Raw genomic sequence first — 21,746 nt, 5'->3', positions numbered from 1 at the left:
ACTACCCCTTCTAATTATCAAAATTTGACTTTAAGCCAAGAGCTTTTAAATACTGCAAATTTGCCTCTTTTTTGCCCATTATCGCATAATCAAAAGCGTTAAATCCGGCATCATCTACAGCATTTAAATCAACACCTACGGATATTAAAAATTTTAAAATTTCCACATCACTTTTACGAGCAGCCTCCATAAAAATAGTTCTTGATGTATGCTCAAAGTCGCAAGGTTTTATATAGCTTGGTAAAACCTCTCCTAGATTTGAAGCATAAGCAAGCTTTGTGTTTATATCAATAGTCCTCTTGCTTACATCAGCTCCGTGCTCTACAAGTAGCTTTACGAGATTAAGATCATTTAGTCCTACAGCCTTAAAAAGAGGGGTTTGTCCTAGCAAATTTGAATAATTTACGTCAGCACCGTTTTTAAGTAGCAGTTCAACACTTTTTAAATTATTAAGAGCGAAAAAAAGAGGGCTCTCATACCCACTATTAATATCTACTCCTATTTGTATAAACTCTTTAAGAATATCTATGCTTTTATCATAAAGCAGCGCTGTTTCAAAAGCTTTTTGCAAAGAGTCTTTAGAAATCTTTCCGGAGTATATAAACTCGTTTATATCATTTTTTGAGAATTTAGGATCACTAACGCGCTTTTGCACTTCGCTAATATCTAACATGCTGGCCGCAAAATCCTCTTTTTGTATCGCAATTGCAAATTTTAAAAACTCATTTACAATCTTTGTGGCATAGTAGATAGCGCTGCCCTCATCCATTCTAAAACTGGACATATAGTGTTTTACGGTAGGACCAAGAGCCTCATTATAGTTTTTGTTAAACACTCTAAATAGTAAAAAATTTGAAAGAGTTTGATGCCCCCAGTATCTAAAAAAAGCTCTATTTTGTTCAAGCTCTTTTTCATATTCTTCGGATTCAAGAAGAGTTTGTGCATAAATATCAGGCTCAATTCCGGCTTTTAAAAGCATAAATTTAAAATTATTTAAATTTATATCCGCAATTTTTCCTACACAAGAGCGACTCTCCGATCTTATTTTAGTTGAGGTGTCAAGCAGATTTTCTATATGCTTTAAATTTAAAAGAGAACTTGAGCATCTAAAATCAATGGCTGTTAATCCTGCTGCCTCGATATTAAAATTTGCAGAAAAAACACGTAGTTTATTGGCTAAAATTTCATCGCAGTCAAGTCTGCCATCATCTAATATACTTCCAAAAGCAAGGGGTACAAAAAATAAAAATAATAAAATTGCCTTTATGGCAAACCCCATTTCGCAACTCCTCTTTTTAAGAACTGGATTAAATTTCAATCAATTACTTTAATTTTTCCAAAATTTTAATTATAAGATTTTACAAAATTTCGTTTTATACTTTTATAAAGTCCGATTGTATAACAATATTTTTTAAACGAAAGCGGCTTTTTGCAATATTTAGATAAAACATCTTAAAGAATTTAAATTATTTCCAGATTTACTCAAATTTAACACTTTCAAAAGCATTTTTTAGCTTTTCGTACAGAGGATGAAAAGGCACTCCATTCACTCTTAGATCGGCAATAGAAGTTATAAAGTTAGTATCTCTTTCCCATCTTGGCACTAGGTGATAATGCACGTGCTCAGCTATTCCAGCACCCGCAGCCTTTCCTAAATTCATTCCGATATTTACGCCCATTGCACCAAGCTCTCTTTTTAATATTTCCACACCCTTTCTTACAAATCTACTCATTTCTATCCAAGCCTCATCGTTTAGGCTTTCAATTTTTTCAAAATGCTCGTATGGTATTACCATAAAATGGCCCGGAGTATACGGATATAGATTCATCACACCAAAGCAATGCTTAGCACGAAACAAGACTCCATTTTTTTCGTCATTTTCCGGATGTTTTACAACATCGCAAAATACGCATCCGGACATTTTCTTGCTAAAATACTCACTTCTCCAAGGCGCACAAATATGTTCCATATCACCCCTCCTTTATGGTTTTAACCGCTTTTACAATATCATCTTGTCTCATAAAATGCTCCCCAATCAAGAATGCATCGACACCTATTTTATTTAAATTTACAAGTTGTTCATGATCAAATAGTCCGCTTTCGGCCACTATGATTTTATTTTGAGGCAAAAGCGGTATAAGTCGCTCGCATAAACTCATATCCATTTCAAAAGTTTGTAAATTTCTATTATTTATTCCTATTATATTCGCTCCGACAAAAATCGCCTTGGCGATATCTTCTTTGTCATGCGTCTCCACAAGAGCTTCAAGTCCGAGATGATGAGCGTATTCAAGAAGCTCTTTTAGCTTAGATCTACTTAAGGCCTTAGCTATCAAAAGTATAAAATCCGCCCCGTAAACAAGAGCCTCGACTATCTGATATTTATCTATTATAAAATCTTTTCTAAGTAGAGGCGTTGCCGTATATCTTCTAATCTGAGTTAAAAACTCTAAATTTCCTTTAAAATAATGAGGCTCGGTTAAAACAGAGATTGCATTAGCTCCGCCGTCTTCATAATTTTTAGCTATTAAAATAGGTTCAAATTCACTTCTAATAAGACCTTTGCTGGGGCTAGCCTTTTTAACTTCTGCTATTATCCTAAAAGGCTCATTTTCACTGGACCTTAATACTCTTGCAACATCTCTAGGCGCATAAGGATTATATGCCAAGCTTCTACCTAGCCATTCAAGAGGAAACTTGACCTTTCTTTGCTCCAAATCCTCTTTTGTTCGCTCTATAATCTGATCAAGTATCATTTTTTATTCTTCTGCAAACACTCTTTTATCATTCTTATATGTTCTTTTGCTTCATCGCTATCTATAAATTCACTATCATGCATAACGCCTTGCATAAGCTCATCTGCCTTCTCGCACTCTCCAAGCTTAAAATAACCCCACGCAAGAGAGTCTATATAATATACAGAATTTGGATCTCTTTCGAGGGCCTTTTTAACTAGCTCTACGCCCCTTTTTATATCCACATCATGATCTATGAGCAGATATCCGTAATAGTTAAAATATACCGGATTATCAAGCCTGTTTACAGATTTTTCAAAGTTATATATGATCTCATCAAGACTCTTTTTAGTCATTTTTTTAGAGTCGCGTTCATATTGATAGATTGCCATTTTCGCCTGATATTCCAAGTTGAAGCTCTTATCAAAGATCTCTTTTGCCTTATTATATGCACCGTCAAAATCTCCAATCATAGCATAAATTTCCATCAAAGCATCATCGTTATGTTTATGTTTTTTTAGAAATTTAATCGCATCTTCGTAGTTCTTTTGATAGACATAAATTCCAAGAGCCTTATTTAAAAATTCTTTCTCTTTCATTATTTCATATAAATTCTCATAAATTTCAATCGTATTGTTAAACTGTTGCATCTGAATATAAAAGTCTATCAAAGTCATGCACACATGCGCAGTGCAACCATTGATTCTTCTTGATGTCTCAAGATAGCTTACCGCCTCTTGCTTTCTATTCATTTTATTATAAAGAAAATCAGCAATCCTAATCAAATTCTCATCGCTTTTTTCTATCTCATAGGCCTTTTGAAATTGTGCCAAGGCCTCTTCATTTTTACGCTGCATCGAAAAAAGAGAGCCGAGCATTATATAGCTTCTAGGCTTAGGCTCTTTTTTAATTAAATTTTCTAATACTCTCCTAGCCTCTTCAAACCTGTTTTGACCCATTAGCTTTGCACCTTTGATGCGCAAAAAATCCGGATCATCTTTTAAATTTTGCTCAGCAAGTTTTAAAATTTCATTAAACTCAGGGCTATTTGAAACAAATGCGAATTTCAAAGCCTCTTTTAAATAAGTTATTTTATTTGTCTTTTTGTAAAGCTCCTTGTAGATAGTAACGGCATCCTCGTGTTTAGAATTATCAACCGCCATAAGCGCTTCAAGTATATAGAGATTTTCATCAAATTTTTTATCTTCGTTAGCCGCTCCTATGCAAAACATGGAAAATATTAATAAAATTCCTACAATCGCCTTATTCCCACGCATTCTCTCTCCAATTCATCAAAATGATTTTTAAAATAATCCCAAAAAGGAAAACTCATACACTGTTTAGGCCTAAACTCGTAAATAGAACAATTTTTTTCGCTCTCATTAAAGAATATACAGGCATAACCACCATTGTAAATCTTCTCTTTTATACTAAATTTATACCCGTGCTTTTCTAAAAATTTATTTCTAAATTCGCCTTCATCAAGACTAAGATATCCAGCAAGAGCTGAAATTTCATTTGGACTTATCCATATATACCCGCTCTCGCCCGTGCAACACTTACCTCCGCACTCAGAGCACTTAGTAAAGTCGAATTCGTAATCAAATCCATCTTGTCTTATCAATCAAAATCCTCACTAAGAGTATTTGCTCTAGCAAAAATTTCACTAGCAATCTCGCTATACTTATCATTTTCAAAAACAAAAACAGGGGGCAATATCTTCATTAGCGCCTTTGAACTCTTTTTCGCCTCTATCATAACTAAATTTGCTTCAATAGTTGCTTTGGGATGAATAAAGCATAGCCTTGAGGGTGTAAATTTATACTTTTTTAAACATATTAAAATTTCACTAAGCTGCTTTGCATCATAACAAAACACAAAAGCTCCATGAGGTTTTAGAAGCGAATTTGACGACTTGATCAAATTTTCAAGAGGTAAAAACTCATTATATCTACTAATTTTTATATGCTCATTCTCGCTTCTTTTGGATCCATCGTGATAAAAAGGCGGATTTGAGACTATAAGATCATATCTTTTATCGCTTTTAAAATTAGAAAAATCGGCTGTAATAAAATTTGCCTCAATAGAGTTTGAGTCGGCATTTTGTTTTGCCAAATTTATATTTGGCTCCTGAATATCAAGCAGATCAATATTAATACTAGCAAAATCACGTTTTAACAAAAGCCCCAATATCCCACATCCACATCCAACATCAAGGACTTTGCCTTTTGGCTTTGTTTTTGATACAAAATCATAAAGCATCATAGTATCAGAATTATACCGATACCCTTTTTTAGGCTGCATTAGCCTCATCTATACACCTTGATAACAAAACCTTGCTTATTATCAGAAGTTATGATTTCATTGCTATAAGATATGCGAGAAAAATCTCCAAATTCATCTTTTATAAGCTCTCCGGCGGTTTTTGCCCTCTCTCTGCCTATACCGAAATTCGCATATAAATTTATCTTCTCAAGCTCATTTTTTGGTATCAATTGAGCCACTTTAGAAGTTGCTATAAAATTTCCATGGCTAACTATAGGGGTAATCTCAAAAAAATAGTTTGAATTATAGCGCTGTATAAACTCGCTTACTCTATTTTTACATATTACAGTTGGCTTATCTGATCCTATAACCATATCATCACACTCTATAGATTCTATAAAAACTACTTTTTTAGGCACTTCCGCCTTAAAATTTAGCTGAATTATCTTTTTTAAATTATCGTTTTCACTGCTTAGATATTCGCTCTCTTGCATAAGCTGTGAAATCTTGGTTTTAAGCTCGGATACTTCCAACGAGAGTGGATTTTGATTATTTTTTAAACTCTGCGTCAATGTTTCATTTTTTTTGGTTTGAATTTCAAGGCTGTTTTTTATTTTTTCTAGCCTTAAATTTATCTCACTTATCTCTTTATCTTTAAGAGCAAGAGTAGAATTTAGCTCATCAATGGTTTTTTTATGAATTTCTACGGCAATTTCCGCATTATCTACTCGTTTTTTCGCCTCCTTGCTTATAATTGCATTACCTTGTATTAAAGATGTGATCTTATCGTTTAATATTTTGTAGTTTTGAATATTTTTTTTATTTGCAAATATCTCACTCTCAAGCCTCTCTTTTTGAGTGGCTAACATTGCATTAAGAGAGGTTATATTTGACTCGCTTTGAATTATCTGTTCATCTTTTTTTAAATTTTGCTCTTTTAATTTAGTTATCTCTTTCTCAAGCTCATCTTTTGTATTTTGCAAATTTGAGCTTAATTCATTAAGCTGTTTTTTAAGTTTTTCAACCTCTTTTTTATGCAAGCTCCACATCCCGGCAACTTCCTTCTCAAAACCACTTCTTTCAATCTGAAGTCTTGACTTAAGATTTTCTATCGTGGCATTTTGCTCTTTATTTAAAGATATAAATTTATCATTTTTTTCGTTTATTAAATTTAACTCCGCAAGCTTTTTCTCAAGCTCTTTTGACTTTAAATCAAGCGATTCTTTAAGCAAATTTTGCTCTCTTTTAAGAGCCTCTATTTCATTAAGTTTTGATTTTATATCTTTTTCGTATTCATTTTTTTTGACTTCAAATTCCTTATTTAAAGTATTTATCATATCTTGACTTGCAGCCTGTATCTTTAAGACCTTATCCTTTTGCTCGGTTTCTACTCTTTTAAATTCAAACTCTTTTAAACTTAACGAATCGGTCATTCTAGCATTTTCATCTTTTATCTTAGAGAGCTCACCTGTGATCTTTAAAAGCTCTTTTTCAAGTCTTAGCTTTTCATCCATCTGAGTCTTTAGATTTTTGCTCATTTCGTCACTATTTTTTGAGATTAGCTGAGCCTTATCCCTTTCAAACTGATTAAGCCTATTAACCATTTCGTTTCTTAAAGAATCAATCTCATTTTGAAGCTTGACAATCTTTTGAGATGAAATTTTAGAGCTTTGCAAATTTTCGTTTTGGCTCTCCTCTAGTTTTTTCGTAAGATCATTTATTGTCTCCAAATACTTCTCAGAGTCCATTATCATTCTTAAATTTATATTTTTATATGATAGGCTTGCATCTTTAGAACTTAGTAAATTTGCTATTTCTAAATTTTTACTCACTAAATCTATATTGTCATCATAAAGTATCTTGTTTTGGACCCTTAAATCGCTTACTTGACGTTTTAATTCCTCTAAATCACTAGGTATAGGCTCGTTTATGCTGCTAATTTTTAAATTTTTCTCATAGCTTTTTGGCGTTAGAAATTTACCGTAAGTATCAAGATTATCTTTTTTAACATATTTTTCCTGCTCGTTTCTAGGAAGCTCATCAAAGCTTAAAACATGGATAGCAACCTCATTTTGATCTTGTTTGGAATTGTATTTTTTACCCGTATTTGAATACACAAGATACAAACTAACTGCAATCAAAATACTAAATAGTACAAATAAAGTTAAATTTATGATTTTAAGCCTATTCAATTTAGATATTGCCTTTATCCTTAATACTTTGTATTACTTTATGTGCGTGATTTAAGGCCAAAACTATAGAACCCCCGTTTTTCAGCACTATATCACCACCTATATAAAGCCCCTTTACACTACTTTCATAATCGTCATCTACGATTGGATCCTTATCAGCATCTAGCTTTACACCGCATTTTTGTAAAAAATCAACGGGAGTAGAGCCACCTATAGCATATATTATACGATCAAAGATCTCACTTGTTCCATCAGTAAAAATGACTTTTACCTTTCCAGACTCATTTTCAAGCCCTTCAATATCTACGCCAAGCTTTAAATTTAACTTATTGGCATTAAAAAGTGCCATAACAGCAGCCTCATTTATATCGTTTAATCTGGTAAATTTATCTTTTCTATAATTTAGAGTTACATCGTTTCTTTCGCTAAGATCTACCGCATATTCTGCAGCAGAGTTTCCTCCGCCCACTACAATTATTTTTTCATTGCTAGAGCAAGAATCAAGGTTAAAATTTACAACAGAATTTAAAGATGGCGGAATTTTGTAGCTAGGTTTATTAGGACGCCCCATCTTACCTATTGAAATTACTACATTTTTAGCTCCGTATCCTGCTGTTGATGTAGTTATATGAAATATTCCGCTCTCCTCTTTTTTTACACTTTCAACTTCCGAGTTAAATGCGGTATCAATCTCGTTATTGTCAAGCAGCTCATCAAAATAGTCAAGCGTGCTCTCTTTTGTGCCGTCGTCAAAACCAACCACTCCATGAATAGTGCTATCTTGACCTTTATAGCTTTTATCTACACGCTTATTGTCTTTATAAAACTTCCTTATCGTTTGACTATGATTATCACCCTTTTCCAGCAATAAAACGTTTTTAAATCCATTTGCTTTAGCCTCTACCACGGTAGCGATTCCGCATGGACCTCCGCCTATTACCACTATATCATATACGCATCTCATATCTCTTCTCCGTTACTTAATAATTTTTATTGATAATTTAGCAAAATTTCTATTAAAAGTTAAGTAAATTTATAAAATTTTAAAATATTTGAATTATGAAGCTTGGTAATTGTTATCTTTAAATACCAAAACAGCCAATATGACCGCCTTGGTATTAAACAATAAGGATATTAGTTTTTCTTTACAAAATCAGCTATCAAAAAGGCAAGCTCAAGTGCTTGATCTGCGTTTAAGCGCGGATCGCACTGTGTTTCGTAGCGATTTTCAAGGCTCTTTTCGGTTATATTAAACGCGCCTCCGACACACTCGGTTACGTCTTGTCCCGTCATCTCCAAATGCACGCCGCCTGCGTAAGTGCCTTCGGCTTTGTGAATTTCAAAAAAGCTCTTAACCTCGGATAAAATTTTATGAAATTCGCGAGTTTTATAGTTGTTTGATGATTTTACTGTGTTTCCGTGCATAGGATCTATGCTGTATAGTATATTTAGCCCCTCTTTTTTAGTCTCTCTAAGTATCAAAGGAAGTCTATCTCCTATCTTTTCAGCTCCCATTCTGACGATGATATTTAGCCTGCCCGCTTCGTTATTCGGATTTAGTTTGCCAGCGAGTTTTATCACATCTTCGCTAGTTACGCTAGGTCCTATCTTAACTCCGATCGGGTTATGAACTCCGCTTAAAAAATGCACGTGCGCATCATCAATTCCGCGCGTTCTCTCCCCTATCCAAAGCATGTGAGCCGAGCAGTCATACCAATCTCCCGTAAGACTATCTTCGCGAGTTAAAGCCTCTTCGTAAGGAAGCAACAAAGCCTCGTGAGAAGTATAAACTACGGTTTGATTTATAGTCGGAGCATTTTGAGAAGTTATACCGCAAGCTTCCATAAACGCAAGTGTTTGACTAAGCTTTTCAACCAATTCATCGTATTTTTTGCCAAGCTCAGGCTTTTTGATAAAGCCCAAATTCCATCTATGCACCTCATGCAAATCAGCCAAACCGCCTCTTGAAAACGCACGAAGAAGGTTCATTGTCGAGGCTGATTGATAATAAGCCTCTATCATTCTTTTTGGATCAGGCACACGCGCAGCTTCGTTAAATTCAAAGCCGTTTATGATATCGCCTCGGTAACTAGGCAGTTTTGCGCCTCCGACCTCTTCGTAGTCACTACTTCTAGGCTTTGCAAACTGCCCTGCAACCCGCCCTACTTTTACAACCGGGCAACGCCCGGCAAAGGTAAGAACTATCGCCATTTGAAGCATGACTTTAAACATATCTCTTATATTGTTCGCGTTAAAATTTAAAAAGCTCTCCGCACAATCTCCGCCCTGAAGCAAAAAAGCATCGCCAGCGCAAACCTTAGCCAAATCTCTTTTTAGATTTCTGGCTTCACCGGCAAAAACAAGAGGAGGAAGCGATTTTAATTTATCCTCTACACTTTTTAACTCTTGCAAATCAGGGTATACTGGCTGTTGTAAAATATTATATTCTCTCCAAGAGCTTCTGGTCCAATTCATATCATACCTTTTAAAAATAAACTAGATTTTAGCTAAAAAGAACTTTTATTACAAATAAAAATAGCTTTTGAGCCAAATTTAGCTCTATCAAGTAACATTTTTCACGCTCTCAGTTTTGATTAATTACACAAAGAATAAAATGCACCTTAAAAAATAAAAAAGTAAATTTTATGAAAAACTACGAAAACGAAACAAAAGCGGGCATGATATACGGTCTTAGCGCCTTTATACTTTGGGGACTTTTTCCGATATATTTCAAGCAGCTTTATGAACTGGGATTTGCCGAGATAGTATCTCATCGCATCATTTGGTCGGTAGTGTTTTTGTATATCTTGCTAAAATTAGGCAAAAAGTTTGCGCAGACTAAAGCTTTGTTTTTAAATAAAAAAACAGCAATTTTATTATTTGTAAGCGGAATTCTTATAGCCCTAAACTGGTCTATCTATATTTACGCCGTAAACATAAACAAAATAGTAGATGCCAGTCTTGGATACTTCATAAATCCTCTTATAACAATGCTTCTTGGCGTAATAGTTTTAAAAGAGAAAATTTCAAACACAGGAAAAATTGCGATATTTATCGTATTTATCGCCATCTTCATCCAAATTTACGATGTAGGCGGGCTTCCGTTGATCTCGGTTGTGCTGCCGCTTTCGTTTGCTATCTATTCGCTCGTTAGAAAACGTATCAAAATTCCATCCCTTGAGGGGCTTTTCGTAGAGACTACGATGGTTATGCCTATTGCTATCGCGGCGCTATTTTTCATAGCAAAGAGCGGGCAAAATCACTTTGATTTTTCGTGGTTTGGACTTTTTATCACGCTTTGCGGACCGCTTACAGTAATACCGCTTTTACTCTTTAACTCGGCTGCCTTAAGAATAAATTTAAGCACAATTGGATATATGCAATATATCTCTCCGACTATGCAGCTTTTAATAGCTGTATTTTTTTATAACGAGCAGATAAATAGCGCTAAAATAGTATCTTTTATACTTATTTGGATTGCTCTTGTTATCGTTAGCGTATCTTCAGTATATGCGAATAAAAAAGCAAAAATTTAGTATAATCTAGCTTTAAATTTAGGCGAAGGAAATTTATGGATATTTTTACTATGACTATTATAGTCTCTCTTGCAGTAGTCGCAATTATTTATATGCAAATTCAAAAAATCACACAAAACATAGATGTAAGCGGAGTAGTAGCAAACAACTCTCCTGAAAATTTAAGACAAATTTCAGTGCAAAAATACAAAGAGTTTTGCGAACTTATAAACAACGAGCTAAGAGAGCTTAAAAATATGGCGCTTTACGATGATATGCTAAAGGACGCCGAGCTTAAAGATAGCTTTTTACAAAGCCTTAGCGAGATGAGCAAGAAGCTCACGTTTATAGAGACCATGAACACAGCTAGAGACGCTGACAGATGGGAAAGCGAGCTGTTTGAAGTGCTAAATAGGCTTGATGAGCTTATCGAAGCAAATTTCAAAGACGGCGAACGCGTGAGCGATGAGATAAGAGATAGACTAAGTGCGGAGTTTGCAAAGTTGCAAAATTAATTACTACAAAAAAACAAATAATTATACAGATACGGCAAAATAAAACTCTAGCCTTATATCTTTAAGTTGAGAATAGATATTATTTTAAAGATATTTTTTGATAATGTATATTAAAATATAATTTATTAAAAAGGAATTATTTTGATCAGATGTCCTTGCTGCGGATATTTAACTATGAAGTATATAAATGCAAATGACGGCTTTTGTGTAGATATATGTCCTGTTTGCCATTGGCAATTTGATAATATTTCAAATTCTCGTCCTAATATATCAGTAGGACCAAATTCGGTATCCTTAAATCAAGCTAAAGAAAATTATAAAAAGATAGGGGCAAAAGAAGAAAGACTCTTGCAGTATGTTCGCCCTCCTACTAAAGAAGAATTTGCAGATAAACGGATAAAATGTCCTTGCTGCGGCTATCTAACTATAGTAGATAAAGAGGATAAGAATTTAATACAAGATGTTTGTCCTGTTTGTTTTTGGCAATATAATACCAAAGCCATAAATAACCCGAGTAAAATAATAGAGCCAAATATAGTATCTTTAAATGAGGCTAGACAAAACTATAAAGAGTATAAAGCTTCAAGCAAGCTAGGCTCTATAAATGCAAGAGAGCCTATGGATGATGAGATAAATTAAAAGAATATCATGAACGCCAAACTCTTCGACGGAAAGATAAATTTAACTTCTAAAATGTACACCAAAGATCAGATGGGTCTAATATATACCGAGGTTTATGGAGGATGGATAGATATGCTTCATAGCCTTTGGGTATTTAGACTATTTTACAGACTTAAAGATCATAGTGAAATTACAGATGATGAGTTTAGAGAGATATATCTAACTGCCCTTCAAAGAATTCTCGAGGATGAAAAAGCCATACTAGAACCTCCTTCTTATTTGTGGGACAATAAAAAGAAAAAACACAATACTCCTACAAGAGTAGTAAAGATGAAATTCGGAGATGAGATAGCTTGGGATATTCCTATGGAAGAGATGATAGATTATCTTAGACAAGAGATGATGAAAGAAGACTTTGATAAGGATAACTTGTTTTGGTACGATAAATACGCTCCTAGCTTGATCTGGGATCCTGAGTATGATGAAGAATACGCAAAATACGACGAAGCAAAAATTCTTGTTGTGGAAGGGCAAGGGTTTTAATACATAAGCACGAACTAGGATTTTAAAATAATAAACTTTCCTGCACTCAAGGCTAGTGTTGAAAAATATATAAGAAGTTAAGTAAAAAAATAATATTATAGCGTTTTTGGATTGACTCCTATCCTAATAAACTCAAGGAAATTTGATGAGCTACACCAAAAAAGACCTCATAACAACTTCAAATTTAACCAAAGATGAGATTTACCACTTCTTAAATTTAGCCAAAGAGTTTAAAGCTGTAAACAATTCAGACGTGAAAAAAGCAAAATCTCTTTACGGCAAAACGACGGTAAATGCGTTTTTTGAAAACTCCACTCGCACAAGAACGAGCTTTGAAATCGCAGCCAAACGCCTTGGAGCGGACGCCATAAATTTTAGCTCTTCGCAAAGCAGCACGAAAAAAGGCGAAACGCTAATTGACACCATAAACAACATAGTCGCGATGAAAACCGATATCGTGGTAGTTAGGCACTATAGCTCAGGCGCTGCGAAATTTGTCGCGGCAAACACAGACGCTCACGTGGTAAACGCAGGCGACGGACTAAACGAACATCCAAGCCAAGCATTGCTTGATCTTTTTACCATACTTGAACACAGAGGAAATTTAGAAAATTTAACCGTAGCCATAATAGGCGATATATTTCACAGCCGCGTAGCTCGCTCAAACATCTACGCCATGCAAACTCTTGGTATCAAGGTTAAGCTATTTGGACCGCCTATGATGCTAACAGGCATGGAGGCTTTTGGCTGCAGGATTTGTAAAACCATGCAAGAAGCCCTTGAAGATACCGACGTAATCATCATGCTTAGGATACAGCTTGAGCGCCAAGATGACGAGATCGCCTTCCCGTCCGTGCGCGAATACTCAAATTTCTTTGGTCTTACTAGGGCTAAGATGAAATTTGCCAAAGATGACGTGATGATACTTCACCCAGGTCCCATAAACCGCGGAGTAGAGATAAACTCCGACGTAGCCGATGATCCGCGCTACACTCACATACTAAATCAAGTCGAAAACGGAGTTGCCGTAAGAATGGCGATCCTTCACACTCTAATCTCAAACAAACAAGGCTAAAGATGACAACGCTTATAAAAAACGCAACCATAGTAAATTTTAACGAAACAAAAAAAGCAAATATCCTAATAGATGGCGAAACGATCGCTGATATCACCACCGATGAGCCAAAGGCAGACACCGTAATAGACGCAAACGGCAAGCTTGTGATGCCTGGACTCATCGACATGCACGTGCATTTTCGCGACCCGGGTCTTGAGTATAAAGACGATATAAACTCAGGCAGCGAAAGCGCGGTCGCCGGAGGCGTCACAACCTGCCTTCCTATGGCAAACACAAACCCTATCAACGATAACGCCGTAATCACTCGCGATATGATCGCCAAAGCAAAGGCAAGAGGGCTTATCGACCTGCTTCCCATAGGCGCCATCACAAAGAGCATGGGCGGAAACAAAGTCGTAGAAATGGGCGATATGATAAACGCAGGTGCAGTTGCCTTTAGCGATGACGGCTTACCCGTAGCAAGCAGCGACGTGATGAGATATGCGCTTGAATACTCCAAGCACTTTGGCTCGTTTGTGATAAACCACTCGCAAGACTGCTCGCTGTGCCGCGGCGGACATATGAACGAGGGGCGAGTCTCGGCGATTTTAGGTATAAAAGGCATGCCAAGAGAGCAAGAGGAGATCATGGTATCGCGCGACCTGCTTCTTGCAAAGCTAACAGGCGGACATATCCACATAGCCCACGTCAGCTCAGAGTGGTCGCTAAAGCTCATTAAACAAGCTCGCGATGAGGGCATAAACGTCACTTGCGAGGTTACGCCGCACCACTTTACATACACCGAAGATGAGCTTATGAACTACGATACAAATTTCAAGATGTCACCACCGCTTCGAACCAAAAGCGACGTAAAAGCCGTAAGAGAGGCTATCGCAGACGGGCTAGTTGATGTCATAGTAACCGACCACGCACCGCACCATGACGATGAGAAATTTATAGAATTTGATAAGGCTCCGTTTGGGATTCTAGGGCTTCAGACTTTGATACCGCTAACATTAAATTTGGTAAGAGATGGGCTCATAAGCTATGAAAAAATGGTCGAGCTAACCTCTACAAACGCAGCTAAAATGCTAAATTTAAAAGATAAAGGCGTGATAGCCAAAGGAATGCTTGCTGATCTTGTCATAGTAGATCCTGATATAGAGTATATCTACGATAAAAATTTAAACAAATCCAAATCAAGCAACTCTCCACTCATAGGCAAAACCCTCAAAGGTGCTGCCGTAAAAACGATAAAAAGCGGAAAAGTAGTGTTTGATTTCCCTAATGTAGTCGCGTGAAACTAAAAACTAGACTAAATTTACAAGCTAGGCAAATTTGATACTTGGCTTGTAAATTCTGTTCCACTACTATAAAATTTCACGCAATAAAACAAAATTTTCTCAGTCAAAGTTGCAGATTAGATAGTTAGTATTTTGAGCTATAAAGTAATATTAAAAAAATAAAACTCAAATTTTTATATTAGGCTCGCAAGACAATCTAACTACTAATATACTCAAAAATTTAAACCAAAATTTCAGTAAAAATTTGCAAGTCCAAATTCATCAGGCTTGCAAATCAAATTTCATTTGCCGTTAAGCATATAAACCGAGCGTAAAAATACATCCACGCCGGCTAATAAGGCATTTTCATCAAAGTCAAAGCAGCAGTTATGATGACCTGCAGCCAAGTTTGTACCTATCATCAGATAGCCGCTCTTGCCGCCTGCTTTTTGCACTGCTTGCATGAAGTGCGCGAAGTCCTCACAAGCTCCAAAGTCAAATTCTTTCACGATAAGCTCATTTTTGATATACGGCGACTCTAGCGCAGCCTTTTCATAAAGTTCGGTTACCTCTTTGCTACTATCTCCGCCGCTGGTACCGCCCGTAAGCTTTACCTCGTAATCCACGCCGTGAATCATGCTTACACCCTTAATAATATCCATACATTTGTTAAACATAAATTCATTAAGCTCTGTAGTCTCTCCGCGAGTTTCGCAGGCGATAAATCCGTTTGGCGCGATCACGTTTCTACCCTCTCCCGCCTTTAAAACTCCCACGTTTATACGAGTTACTCCATCGGCGTGACGCGTGATAGCATGCATATTTATAGCAGCCTCGGCAGCTGCAAGTAGTGCATTAGCTCCTTCTTGCGGAGCTCCTGCGGCGTGGGCTGAGCGACCCGTGAAAATAACATCAAATTTAGATGTCGCCAGAAGCTTGTTGGTGCCGCAAATTATGCCTGCATTTACTTTAGCTTGAAACCCGATATGTCCACCAAGCAGATAATCCACATCATCAACCACGCCCATAGGCTCCATGCCTACTGCACCGCGTGTGCCCTCTTCTGCTGTTTGGAATATAAATCTGAATTTGCCGTTAAAATCATCTAAATTTTCAGCTATGATCTTTGCGAGTGCAAGTCCTATCGTGATGTGTCCATCATGTCCGCAGGAGTGCGTAATACCGTCTATATCGGCTCTAAAGCCCTCTTTTACAGGTCTATGGCTCTCATCTTTGCTCTCGGTAACATCCACGCCGTCGATATCAAATCTAAACGCCGTCATCTTGCCTGCCCTACCCGTATCGATATCCGCAACTACGCCTGTAAGCCCGTCCTCCATAAGAGGCAAGAATTCCTGCTCCTCTTTGCTTAGCAAGCTTTTGGCTCTTTCTATAGCCCTTTGCGCGGCCTCAGGAGTGCCAAGCCCTTGTCTGGCATCTGGCTTTACTATCTCGCGCCCCATTTTTAGGCTATATCCGTAACCTTTCATTATCGAAGCGATCTTTGCGGTAGTAAAAAACGTAAACCAACCGGTCTCCGGATGAGAGTGGAAAAATCGCCTATTTGCGATCATCTCTTCTTTTAAATTTTCGACTTTAGTTTGAATATGATCCATATTTTTGCTCCTTATATTAAATTAGAAATCTTAATTGAATATTATAACTCAAATTTAATTCTAAAAACTTAAAAATTAAATTAAATTTAATAAATCGTATTTAAAAATAACTATTTTTTAATCAAATATTTAAAAGTTTATTTAAGTTCAGATTTTAGCTTAATTATGCGATCATAAGACTCTTCTATGCGCTCTTTTTTGATCTTTTTGGAATTTACGGCATCGACGATCACTTGAGTAATATACTCGCTAGTTCTGCGCTCTCCTATCATAAATTCGCTAAATAGCAGTATGTCTCCACCGGCATTTATGAAATTTACAACTTTTTGCGTCATGCTAAATCCCTTGAGTCCGCCCATCAACATATCATCGCTTATGACTACACCATCAAATTTCAAATCTTTTCTAAGTAAACTACCTATGATATCATTCGACATAGAGGCAGGAAACTGCGTATCTCTATCTAACAAATAGATATGAGATATCATTATTAGCTTGGACTTATCCCTTTTAATCGCATCATAATAAGGTTTAAGCTCGCTATAATCAAAATTTTCTATCACTGTCTTTTCTATATGTGAATCTGTTTTTGCCGAACCATGACCAGGAAAATGCTTAAGAGTCGTTAAAACCCCAACCTCACTAAAGGCATCTAAAAATTCATTAGCGTATAAAGAAACCTCATCTATATTTTTACTAAAAGCTCTATTTTTTGAGGCAATTATCGGAGAATTTGTATTTAGCAGATCAACAACGGGAGCAAAATTTAAATTTACACCAAGATCTTTTAGCTGCTTTGCCATCTTTTTATATAGCTCGTTGGCACCGTTTAAATCAAGAGTCTTGGCAACCTCGCTGGCAGAGATAAAGGTATTAAATCCTTTTTTATCATTAAATCTAGTGACATTCCCACCCTCTTCATCAATTGCAATAAAAATTCCACTTTGAGCTGATTTTAATGCAGAAGTTATCTTTTTTAAATTGTCTTTTGTGCTTATATTTTTTCCGAATACAATAACTCCGCCAAAACGTTGATATTTTGCATCTGATACTACGGACATGGTATCATTCAAGCTTGAGCCGTTAAAACCAACCATTATCATCTGGGCTATCATTTTGCGAAGTGTAGGTCTCTCTTCTGCAAAGGAAATACAACTAAAAAATGTAAAACAAAGAAATAAATTTAAAATTTTTTTCAAATTTTATCCTTTCATAGGAGGCTTTAAGCCAAATTTGAATTAGAAGTTAGTGAAATTATGCCTTCTATTTAGAAGATCGTTTAAGCTTTTTTGAATCTCTTTTCCATTTAGCATTGCAGCTACTTCATTTACAATAGGAGTATAAATTCCCTCTTTTTTAGCAATTTTTTCTATGGCGTAAGATGTATCTATACCTTCAGCCACTTCTCCTAAATCGTTTAGTATCTTATTTAGGCTCTCATTTTTGGCAAGTCCTAAACCCACTCTATAATTGCGAGAAAGAACGCTTGAAGCTGTTAAAAACAGATCTCCCGCTCCACTCAGCCCTAAAAATGTCTCATCTTTGGCTCCAAAATGCTTGCCAAATCTAGCCATTTCCACAAGCCCTCTTGATATAAGGCTGGCTCTGGCATTATTTCCAAGCCCAAGCCCATCACAAACTCCACCGGCTATAGCTATGACATTTTTATAAGCTCCGCAAATTTCAGCTCCTATAACGTCATCTGAAACATAAGCTTTCATATATTTTGGAAATAGTTTTGAAATCTCACTTGCAAGCTCTAAATTTGTAGAATTTACAACAAGAGCGCAAGGCATTTCATTTTGAACCTCTTTTGAGAAAGTTGGTCCTGAAAGAAAAGCTAAGTTTTCTTTTTTTGTATGTTCTTCATAGATTTCGTTTAGAAATTTTGAACTTTTAGTCTCTATTCCCTTAGATGCTACTAAAATTTTTTGATTGTAATTTTTAAAATTTGCTTTTAGCCAATCACTTGTAGCTTGAGTGGGGATAGTTATAACCAATAATTCGGCTTTCATAGCCTCATCAACACTCACAAAATGTGAAATTTCACGAGCAGTACGAGAGCTTATTACGCACTCATTATTTCTAGAAAGCGCATGAAATAGTGCGCTTCCCCATTTCCCAGCTCCAATGACAGCTATTTTCATCTTAAAGCTTTGTTTTTAAGAGCTCGTTTACTTTTGCCGGATTAAATGCACCCTTGCCCTCTTTCATAATCTGTCCTACGAAGAAGCCAAAGAGCTTATCCTTGCCACTTTTATACTCGGCAACCTTATCAGCATTTGCATTTAAAACAGAGTCTATTATAGCTAATATAGCTCCGTCATCACTTACTTGTTTAAGCCCTAATTTTTCTATAGTATCATCTACGCTTATATCGTTTTCCATAAGAAAATCAAGAACATCTTTAGCGGCCTTTCCGCTTATGGTGCCGTCCTCTATTCTATTTAAAAGAGTTGCCATCTTAGCGCTATTAACCGGGGAATTTTCAATAGTAACTCCGTTTTTAAGTCTACCAAGAAGTTCAACTAATACCCATGTGACACATAATTTAGGAGAGATTTTAGTATCTATTAGATCCTCAAAATATCTAGCGGTCTCAACGGTGCTTACAAGATTATTGGCATCATCTTCTTTGATTCCATAATCCTTAATATATCTAGCTACTTTTTGCTCGGCAAGCTCAGGAATCTTAATCGCTTCATCATACATATCATCAGGAATTTCTACAGGAAGCAGGTCAGGATCCGGAAAATATCTGTATTCGGCACTATCTTCTTTACCTCTCATAGATTTGGTTACTAAATTTACAGTATCAAAAAGGCGTGTTTCTTGACAAACTTCCTTGCTGTAAGTGCCGTCTTCCCACGCTATACTTTGACGCTCCACCTCATAATCAATGGCTTTTTGAATAAATCTAAAAGAATTTAAGTTTTTAATCTCGACTCTTGTATAAAGCTTAGTATCGCCTTTTGGTCTAATACTTACGTTAGCATCGCAACGAAAGCTTCCTTCTTGCATGTTTGCATCACTGATATTTAAAAATCTTAAAATAGAGTGAAGCTTTTTAAGGTATGCTACGGCTTCGTCACTGCTTCTCATATCAGGCTCACTTACTATCTCAAGCAAAGGAGTTCCAGCGCGGTTTAAATCCACAAAGCTCACACTTCCTTCGTGAACGTTTTTACCAGCATCTTCTTCAAGATGTGCGCGGTTTATGCCTATTCTTTTTTTCTTTCCATCTACATCTATATATAGTTCGCCTTTTTCTACGATAGGAACTTCAAATTGAGAAATTTGATAAGCCTTTGGAAGATCCGGATAAAAATAGTTCTTTCTATTAAAAATAGATCTTTTATTAATAGTTGCATTTATAGCGGTTCCGAAACTAATGGCCTTTTTTACAACCTCTTTATTTAGTACTGGTAAAGCTCCAGGAAGAGCTAAGCATATAGGACAAACATGAGTATTTGGCTCATCTCCAAAACTTGTAGAGCAAGAACAGAAAATTTTAGTCTTCGTATTGAGCTGGGTATGAACCTCAAGACCAATTACAACTTCAAACATAATTAACCTTTGTATTTCTTAAATTTTGGAAAATATTTTATCAATTATTTCTTTTAACTTATCTAAAATTCGTTATTTTGAGTTGATTTTATAAGTTGCAATAGAGATAGTAGTGTTTAAAAAAGAAAAAATACCGCCTAAATTTAGGCGGTATAAGTTTAAAATCAGTGTTCTTCTGTTGCCAATGCGCCAGCAAGATACACAAAGGTAAGCATCATAAAAATAAATGTTTGAAGAATTGCCATAAGTGTCAAAAGTGCGTATGCAGGAAGTGGCGCTATAAAAGGTGCCAAAGCAAGCATAACAAGCAAGAATAAATCGTCTCCTTTAATATTTCCAAAAAGACGGAAAGATAAAGATACTATACGTGATAGATGCGATATGATCTCAACAAAGAACATAAGAGGAGCAAGTGCTTTACTAGGTCCCATAAAATGAGCAAAATACTTAATAACTCCGTTTTTCTTAATACCCTCAAAATGATAAAACACAAATACAATCAAAGCCAAAGTAAGAGTCATATTTAAACTAGCAGTTGGCGACTCAAAACCAGGAATTATACCCATTACGTTGCTTGTAAAGATTATTAATCCTATAGTAGCAACAAGAGGAAGATATTTTCTAGCTAAACTCTCGCTTCCTAATACATCCTTGCCCATAGATATAACGGCCTCTAAATATGCCTCGAAAACATTTTGAGTACCGCGCGGAACAAGTTGCATGTTTTTAACCGCAAGTTTAGAAAAAGCTATAACTATAACAGCAGCCAACAAAAAGTGCATTGCATAAGTAAACATGTGCATAACGTGCTTATCGCTTGTAAATTGAGAAGCGATTACATTAGAGAATAAAAATAAATTTTCTTCCATGTGCTAACCTTAAATTTATAAATTTTCAGGTGATTTTAGCAAAATTATTGTTAAAAGTTTTTTAAGATTTTTAAGTTTTGTCTCTATGTTTAGGCGATTTCGTTAAATTATAAATTTCACTCTAAAAAGTAAGAGTAAAAAAGCTTCAAAATAGTAGCCCCTACCACAATCAAAAACATGGTTTTAATAAATTTAACTTCTTTTTTAATAACTAAATTTGATCCTATAAATGCTCCAAAAATTTGCCCTACTCCCATTAAGATTCCAACCATCCAGAGCATATTTCCAGAAATGATAAATACGCCCAAAGAAACTACGTTGCTAATAAAATTTAAAAGCTTAGTATGGGCAACAGCCTTTTTCATATTAAGACCTATTAAAGCAACCATTGCAAATGTCCAAAACGATCCTGCTCCTGGTCCGAAAAAGCCATCATAAAATCCCAAAATAAGTCCAAAGGCAACATAAAAAACCTTATAGTTCATTCTAGAAGCCTTATCGCTCTCTCCTATTTTGGGCATAAAAATAGTATATATAAAGATCGCTATCAATAAAAATGGTATCACGATTTGTAAAAATTTTGGATTCAAAAACAATATCAAAGTAGCACCAGTAGCCGCTCCAATAAAAGTAAAAATAATACCCAAAAAGGCTTCTTTATAATTAATCATTCCCTTTCTAGTAAAATTTAAAGTCGCAGTAAAGCTTCCAAATGTGCCTTGAAGCTTATTTGTGGCAAGCGCCATATGAGGAGGAACTCCCATAGCCATAATAGCAGGAAGAGTGATAAGCCCACCACCTCCTGCAATAGCATCTATAAAACCACCTAAAAATGCCGCTCCGAAAAAAATGCAGTAAGCCAAGAAATCAAATTCCATAAATTTCCTATTAAAAATTAATGGCAAATAGTATTACAAATTTTTAAAATTTTTAATTAAATTTGTTTTTAAGAAAGAAAAAATAAGAG

Annotated in this window: 21 protein-coding genes; 6 read left to right on the top strand and 15 right to left on the bottom strand. The window is 35.7% G+C overall.

From position 1 onward, the window contains the following. Positions 1-10: 10 nt before the first annotated feature. The 9 genes from CDOM16189_RS02125 to CDOM16189_RS02085 all read right to left on the bottom strand — a co-directional run bounded on the left by CDOM16189_RS02125 (position 11) and on the right by CDOM16189_RS02085 (position 9,668). Positions 11-1,279 carry an ankyrin repeat domain-containing protein gene (locus tag CDOM16189_RS02125; RefSeq protein WP_169973999.1) on the bottom strand — a complete coding sequence of 423 codons (1,269 nt, stop codon included), beginning with the start codon at positions 1,277-1,279 and terminating at the stop codon, positions 11-13. 199 nt (positions 1,280-1,478) lie between these two features. Beyond that, positions 1,479-1,970 carry an HIT family protein gene (locus tag CDOM16189_RS02120; RefSeq protein ID WP_169973997.1) on the bottom strand — a complete coding sequence of 164 codons (492 nt, stop codon included), beginning with the start codon at positions 1,968-1,970 and terminating at the stop codon, positions 1,479-1,481. Between the two features lies 1 nt (position 1,971). Continuing rightward, positions 1,972-2,757 (bottom strand): indole-3-glycerol phosphate synthase TrpC, encoded by a 786-nt coding sequence (gene trpC, locus CDOM16189_RS02115; RefSeq protein WP_169973995.1) that lies wholly within the window; start codon positions 2,755-2,757, stop codon positions 1,972-1,974. Further along, positions 2,754-4,013 carry a tetratricopeptide repeat protein gene (locus CDOM16189_RS02110; RefSeq protein ID WP_169973992.1) on the bottom strand — a complete coding sequence of 420 codons (1,260 nt, stop codon included), beginning with the start codon at positions 4,011-4,013 and terminating at the stop codon, positions 2,754-2,756. The genes trpC and CDOM16189_RS02110 overlap by 4 nt, the downstream gene beginning before the upstream one ends. Next, on the bottom strand, positions 3,989-4,360 hold the full coding sequence (locus tag CDOM16189_RS02105; RefSeq protein ID WP_211436549.1) for a YkgJ family cysteine cluster protein: 372 nt from the start codon (positions 4,358-4,360) through the stop codon (positions 3,989-3,991). The genes CDOM16189_RS02110 and CDOM16189_RS02105 overlap by 25 nt, the downstream gene beginning before the upstream one ends. Then, complete coding sequence (locus CDOM16189_RS02100) at positions 4,357-5,049, bottom strand: tRNA1(Val) (adenine(37)-N6)-methyltransferase (RefSeq protein ID WP_169973990.1); 693 nt, start codon at positions 5,047-5,049, stop codon at positions 4,357-4,359. Before CDOM16189_RS02100 ends, CDOM16189_RS02105 begins: the two co-directional genes overlap by 4 nt. Continuing rightward, a complete protein-coding gene (locus CDOM16189_RS02095) occupies positions 5,046-7,193 on the bottom strand; it encodes a vesicular transport factor Uso1p (protein WP_169973988.1) in 2,148 nt (715 codons plus the stop codon). Before CDOM16189_RS02095 ends, CDOM16189_RS02100 begins: the two co-directional genes overlap by 4 nt. A 1-nt stretch (position 7,194) precedes the next feature. Next, the gene (locus CDOM16189_RS02090) at positions 7,195-8,157 is read right to left on the bottom strand and encodes an NAD(P)-binding domain-containing protein (protein WP_169973986.1); all 963 of its coding nucleotides are present in this window, start codon (positions 8,155-8,157) and stop codon (positions 7,195-7,197) included. 170 nt (positions 8,158-8,327) lie between these two features. Beyond that, positions 8,328-9,668, bottom strand: coding sequence for a class II 3-deoxy-7-phosphoheptulonate synthase (locus CDOM16189_RS02085; RefSeq protein WP_169973984.1), 1,341 nt, complete (start codon positions 9,666-9,668; stop codon positions 8,328-8,330). Positions 9,669-9,838: 170 nt separating this feature from the next. On the opposite strand from CDOM16189_RS02085, the gene rarD reads away from it, so the two are divergent. The 6 genes from rarD to CDOM16189_RS02055 all read left to right on the top strand — a co-directional run bounded on the left by rarD (position 9,839) and on the right by CDOM16189_RS02055 (position 14,745). After that, the gene (rarD, locus tag CDOM16189_RS02080; protein ID WP_169973982.1) at positions 9,839-10,729 is read left to right on the top strand and encodes an EamA family transporter RarD; all 891 of its coding nucleotides are present in this window, start codon (positions 9,839-9,841) and stop codon (positions 10,727-10,729) included. 35 nt (positions 10,730-10,764) lie between these two features. Beyond that, the gene (locus CDOM16189_RS02075) at positions 10,765-11,223 is read left to right on the top strand and encodes a hypothetical protein (RefSeq protein ID WP_169973980.1); all 459 of its coding nucleotides are present in this window, start codon (positions 10,765-10,767) and stop codon (positions 11,221-11,223) included. 141 nt (positions 11,224-11,364) lie between these two features. Beyond that, a complete protein-coding gene (locus CDOM16189_RS09765) occupies positions 11,365-11,862 on the top strand; it encodes a CPCC family cysteine-rich protein (protein WP_211436548.1) in 498 nt (165 codons plus the stop codon). A 9-nt stretch (positions 11,863-11,871) separates the two neighbouring features. Then, entirely contained in the window at positions 11,872-12,387 is a 516-nt protein-coding gene (locus CDOM16189_RS02065) for a hypothetical protein (RefSeq protein ID WP_169973978.1), read from the top strand. Positions 12,388-12,532: 145 nt separating this feature from the next. Beyond that, the gene (locus CDOM16189_RS02060) at positions 12,533-13,462 is read left to right on the top strand and encodes an aspartate carbamoyltransferase catalytic subunit (RefSeq protein ID WP_169973976.1); all 930 of its coding nucleotides are present in this window, start codon (positions 12,533-12,535) and stop codon (positions 13,460-13,462) included. 2 nt (positions 13,463-13,464) lie between these two features. Then, the gene (locus CDOM16189_RS02055; protein WP_169973974.1) at positions 13,465-14,745 is read left to right on the top strand and encodes a dihydroorotase; all 1,281 of its coding nucleotides are present in this window, start codon (positions 13,465-13,467) and stop codon (positions 14,743-14,745) included. 284 nt (positions 14,746-15,029) lie between these two features. On the opposite strand, the gene CDOM16189_RS02050 is transcribed toward CDOM16189_RS02055, so the two are convergent. The 6 genes from CDOM16189_RS02050 to CDOM16189_RS02025 all read right to left on the bottom strand — a co-directional run bounded on the left by CDOM16189_RS02050 (position 15,030) and on the right by CDOM16189_RS02025 (position 21,657). Then, positions 15,030-16,343 (bottom strand): amidohydrolase, encoded by a 1,314-nt coding sequence (locus CDOM16189_RS02050; RefSeq protein WP_169973972.1) that lies wholly within the window; start codon positions 16,341-16,343, stop codon positions 15,030-15,032. Between the two features lie 137 nt (positions 16,344-16,480). Further along, the gene (locus CDOM16189_RS02045) at positions 16,481-17,542 is read right to left on the bottom strand and encodes a glycoside hydrolase family 3 N-terminal domain-containing protein (RefSeq protein WP_249321466.1); all 1,062 of its coding nucleotides are present in this window, start codon (positions 17,540-17,542) and stop codon (positions 16,481-16,483) included. Positions 17,543-17,581: 39 nt separating this feature from the next. After that, positions 17,582-18,490 (bottom strand): NAD(P)H-dependent glycerol-3-phosphate dehydrogenase, encoded by a 909-nt coding sequence (locus CDOM16189_RS02040; RefSeq protein WP_169973969.1) that lies wholly within the window; start codon positions 18,488-18,490, stop codon positions 17,582-17,584. Position 18,491: 1 nt separating this feature from the next. After that, positions 18,492-19,910 carry an Asp-tRNA(Asn)/Glu-tRNA(Gln) amidotransferase subunit GatB gene (gene gatB / locus CDOM16189_RS02035; protein ID WP_169973967.1) on the bottom strand — a complete coding sequence of 473 codons (1,419 nt, stop codon included), beginning with the start codon at positions 19,908-19,910 and terminating at the stop codon, positions 18,492-18,494. 164 nt (positions 19,911-20,074) lie between these two features. Then, the gene (locus CDOM16189_RS02030) at positions 20,075-20,779 is read right to left on the bottom strand and encodes a F0F1 ATP synthase subunit A (protein ID WP_169973965.1); all 705 of its coding nucleotides are present in this window, start codon (positions 20,777-20,779) and stop codon (positions 20,075-20,077) included. Between the two features lie 116 nt (positions 20,780-20,895). Then, positions 20,896-21,657: a TSUP family transporter gene (locus CDOM16189_RS02025; protein ID WP_169973963.1), complete on the bottom strand. Its 762-nt coding sequence runs from the start codon at positions 21,655-21,657 to the stop codon at positions 20,896-20,898. Between the last annotated feature and the right edge of the window lie 89 nt (positions 21,658-21,746).

The organism is Campylobacter sp. RM16189 (assembly GCF_012978815.1).
GTDB lineage: Bacteria > Campylobacterota > Campylobacteria > Campylobacterales > Campylobacteraceae > Campylobacter_A.
The sequence above is the reverse complement of the archived record's forward strand: the minus strand, read 5'-3'. Positions and strand labels throughout refer to the sequence as shown.

Bases quoted from the DNA above. Each gene is read 5' to 3' on its own strand.
- CDOM16189_RS02125 (WP_169973999.1), bottom strand. From the start codon at position 1,279: ATGGGGTTTGCCATAAAGGCAATTTTATTATTTTTATTTTTTGTACCC.
- CDOM16189_RS02120 (WP_169973997.1), bottom strand. From the start codon at position 1,970: ATGGAACATATTTGTGCGCCTTGGAGAAGTGAGTATTTTAGCAAGAAA.
- trpC (WP_169973995.1), bottom strand. From the start codon at position 2,757: ATGATACTTGATCAGATTATAGAGCGAACAAAAGAGGATTTGGAGCAA.
- CDOM16189_RS02110 (WP_169973992.1), bottom strand. From the start codon at position 4,013: ATGCGTGGGAATAAGGCGATTGTAGGAATTTTATTAATATTTTCCATG.
- CDOM16189_RS02100 (WP_169973990.1), bottom strand. From the start codon at position 5,049: ATGAGGCTAATGCAGCCTAAAAAAGGGTATCGGTATAATTCTGATACT.
- CDOM16189_RS02090 (WP_169973986.1), bottom strand. From the start codon at position 8,157: ATGAGATGCGTATATGATATAGTGGTAATAGGCGGAGGTCCATGCGGA.
- CDOM16189_RS02085 (WP_169973984.1), bottom strand. From the start codon at position 9,668: ATGAATTGGACCAGAAGCTCTTGGAGAGAATATAATATTTTACAACAG.
- rarD (WP_169973982.1), top strand. From the start codon at position 9,839: ATGAAAAACTACGAAAACGAAACAAAAGCGGGCATGATATACGGTCTT.
- CDOM16189_RS02075 (WP_169973980.1), top strand. From the start codon at position 10,765: ATGGATATTTTTACTATGACTATTATAGTCTCTCTTGCAGTAGTCGCA.
- CDOM16189_RS02065 (WP_169973978.1), top strand. From the start codon at position 11,872: ATGAACGCCAAACTCTTCGACGGAAAGATAAATTTAACTTCTAAAATG.
- CDOM16189_RS02060 (WP_169973976.1), top strand. From the start codon at position 12,533: ATGAGCTACACCAAAAAAGACCTCATAACAACTTCAAATTTAACCAAA.
- CDOM16189_RS02055 (WP_169973974.1), top strand. From the start codon at position 13,465: ATGACAACGCTTATAAAAAACGCAACCATAGTAAATTTTAACGAAACA.
- CDOM16189_RS02050 (WP_169973972.1), bottom strand. From the start codon at position 16,343: ATGGATCATATTCAAACTAAAGTCGAAAATTTAAAAGAAGAGATGATC.
- CDOM16189_RS02040 (WP_169973969.1), bottom strand. From the start codon at position 18,490: ATGAAAATAGCTGTCATTGGAGCTGGGAAATGGGGAAGCGCACTATTT.
- gatB (WP_169973967.1), bottom strand. From the start codon at position 19,910: ATGTTTGAAGTTGTAATTGGTCTTGAGGTTCATACCCAGCTCAATACG.
- CDOM16189_RS02030 (WP_169973965.1), bottom strand. From the start codon at position 20,779: ATGGAAGAAAATTTATTTTTATTCTCTAATGTAATCGCTTCTCAATTT.
- CDOM16189_RS02025 (WP_169973963.1), bottom strand. From the start codon at position 21,657: ATGGAATTTGATTTCTTGGCTTACTGCATTTTTTTCGGAGCGGCATTT.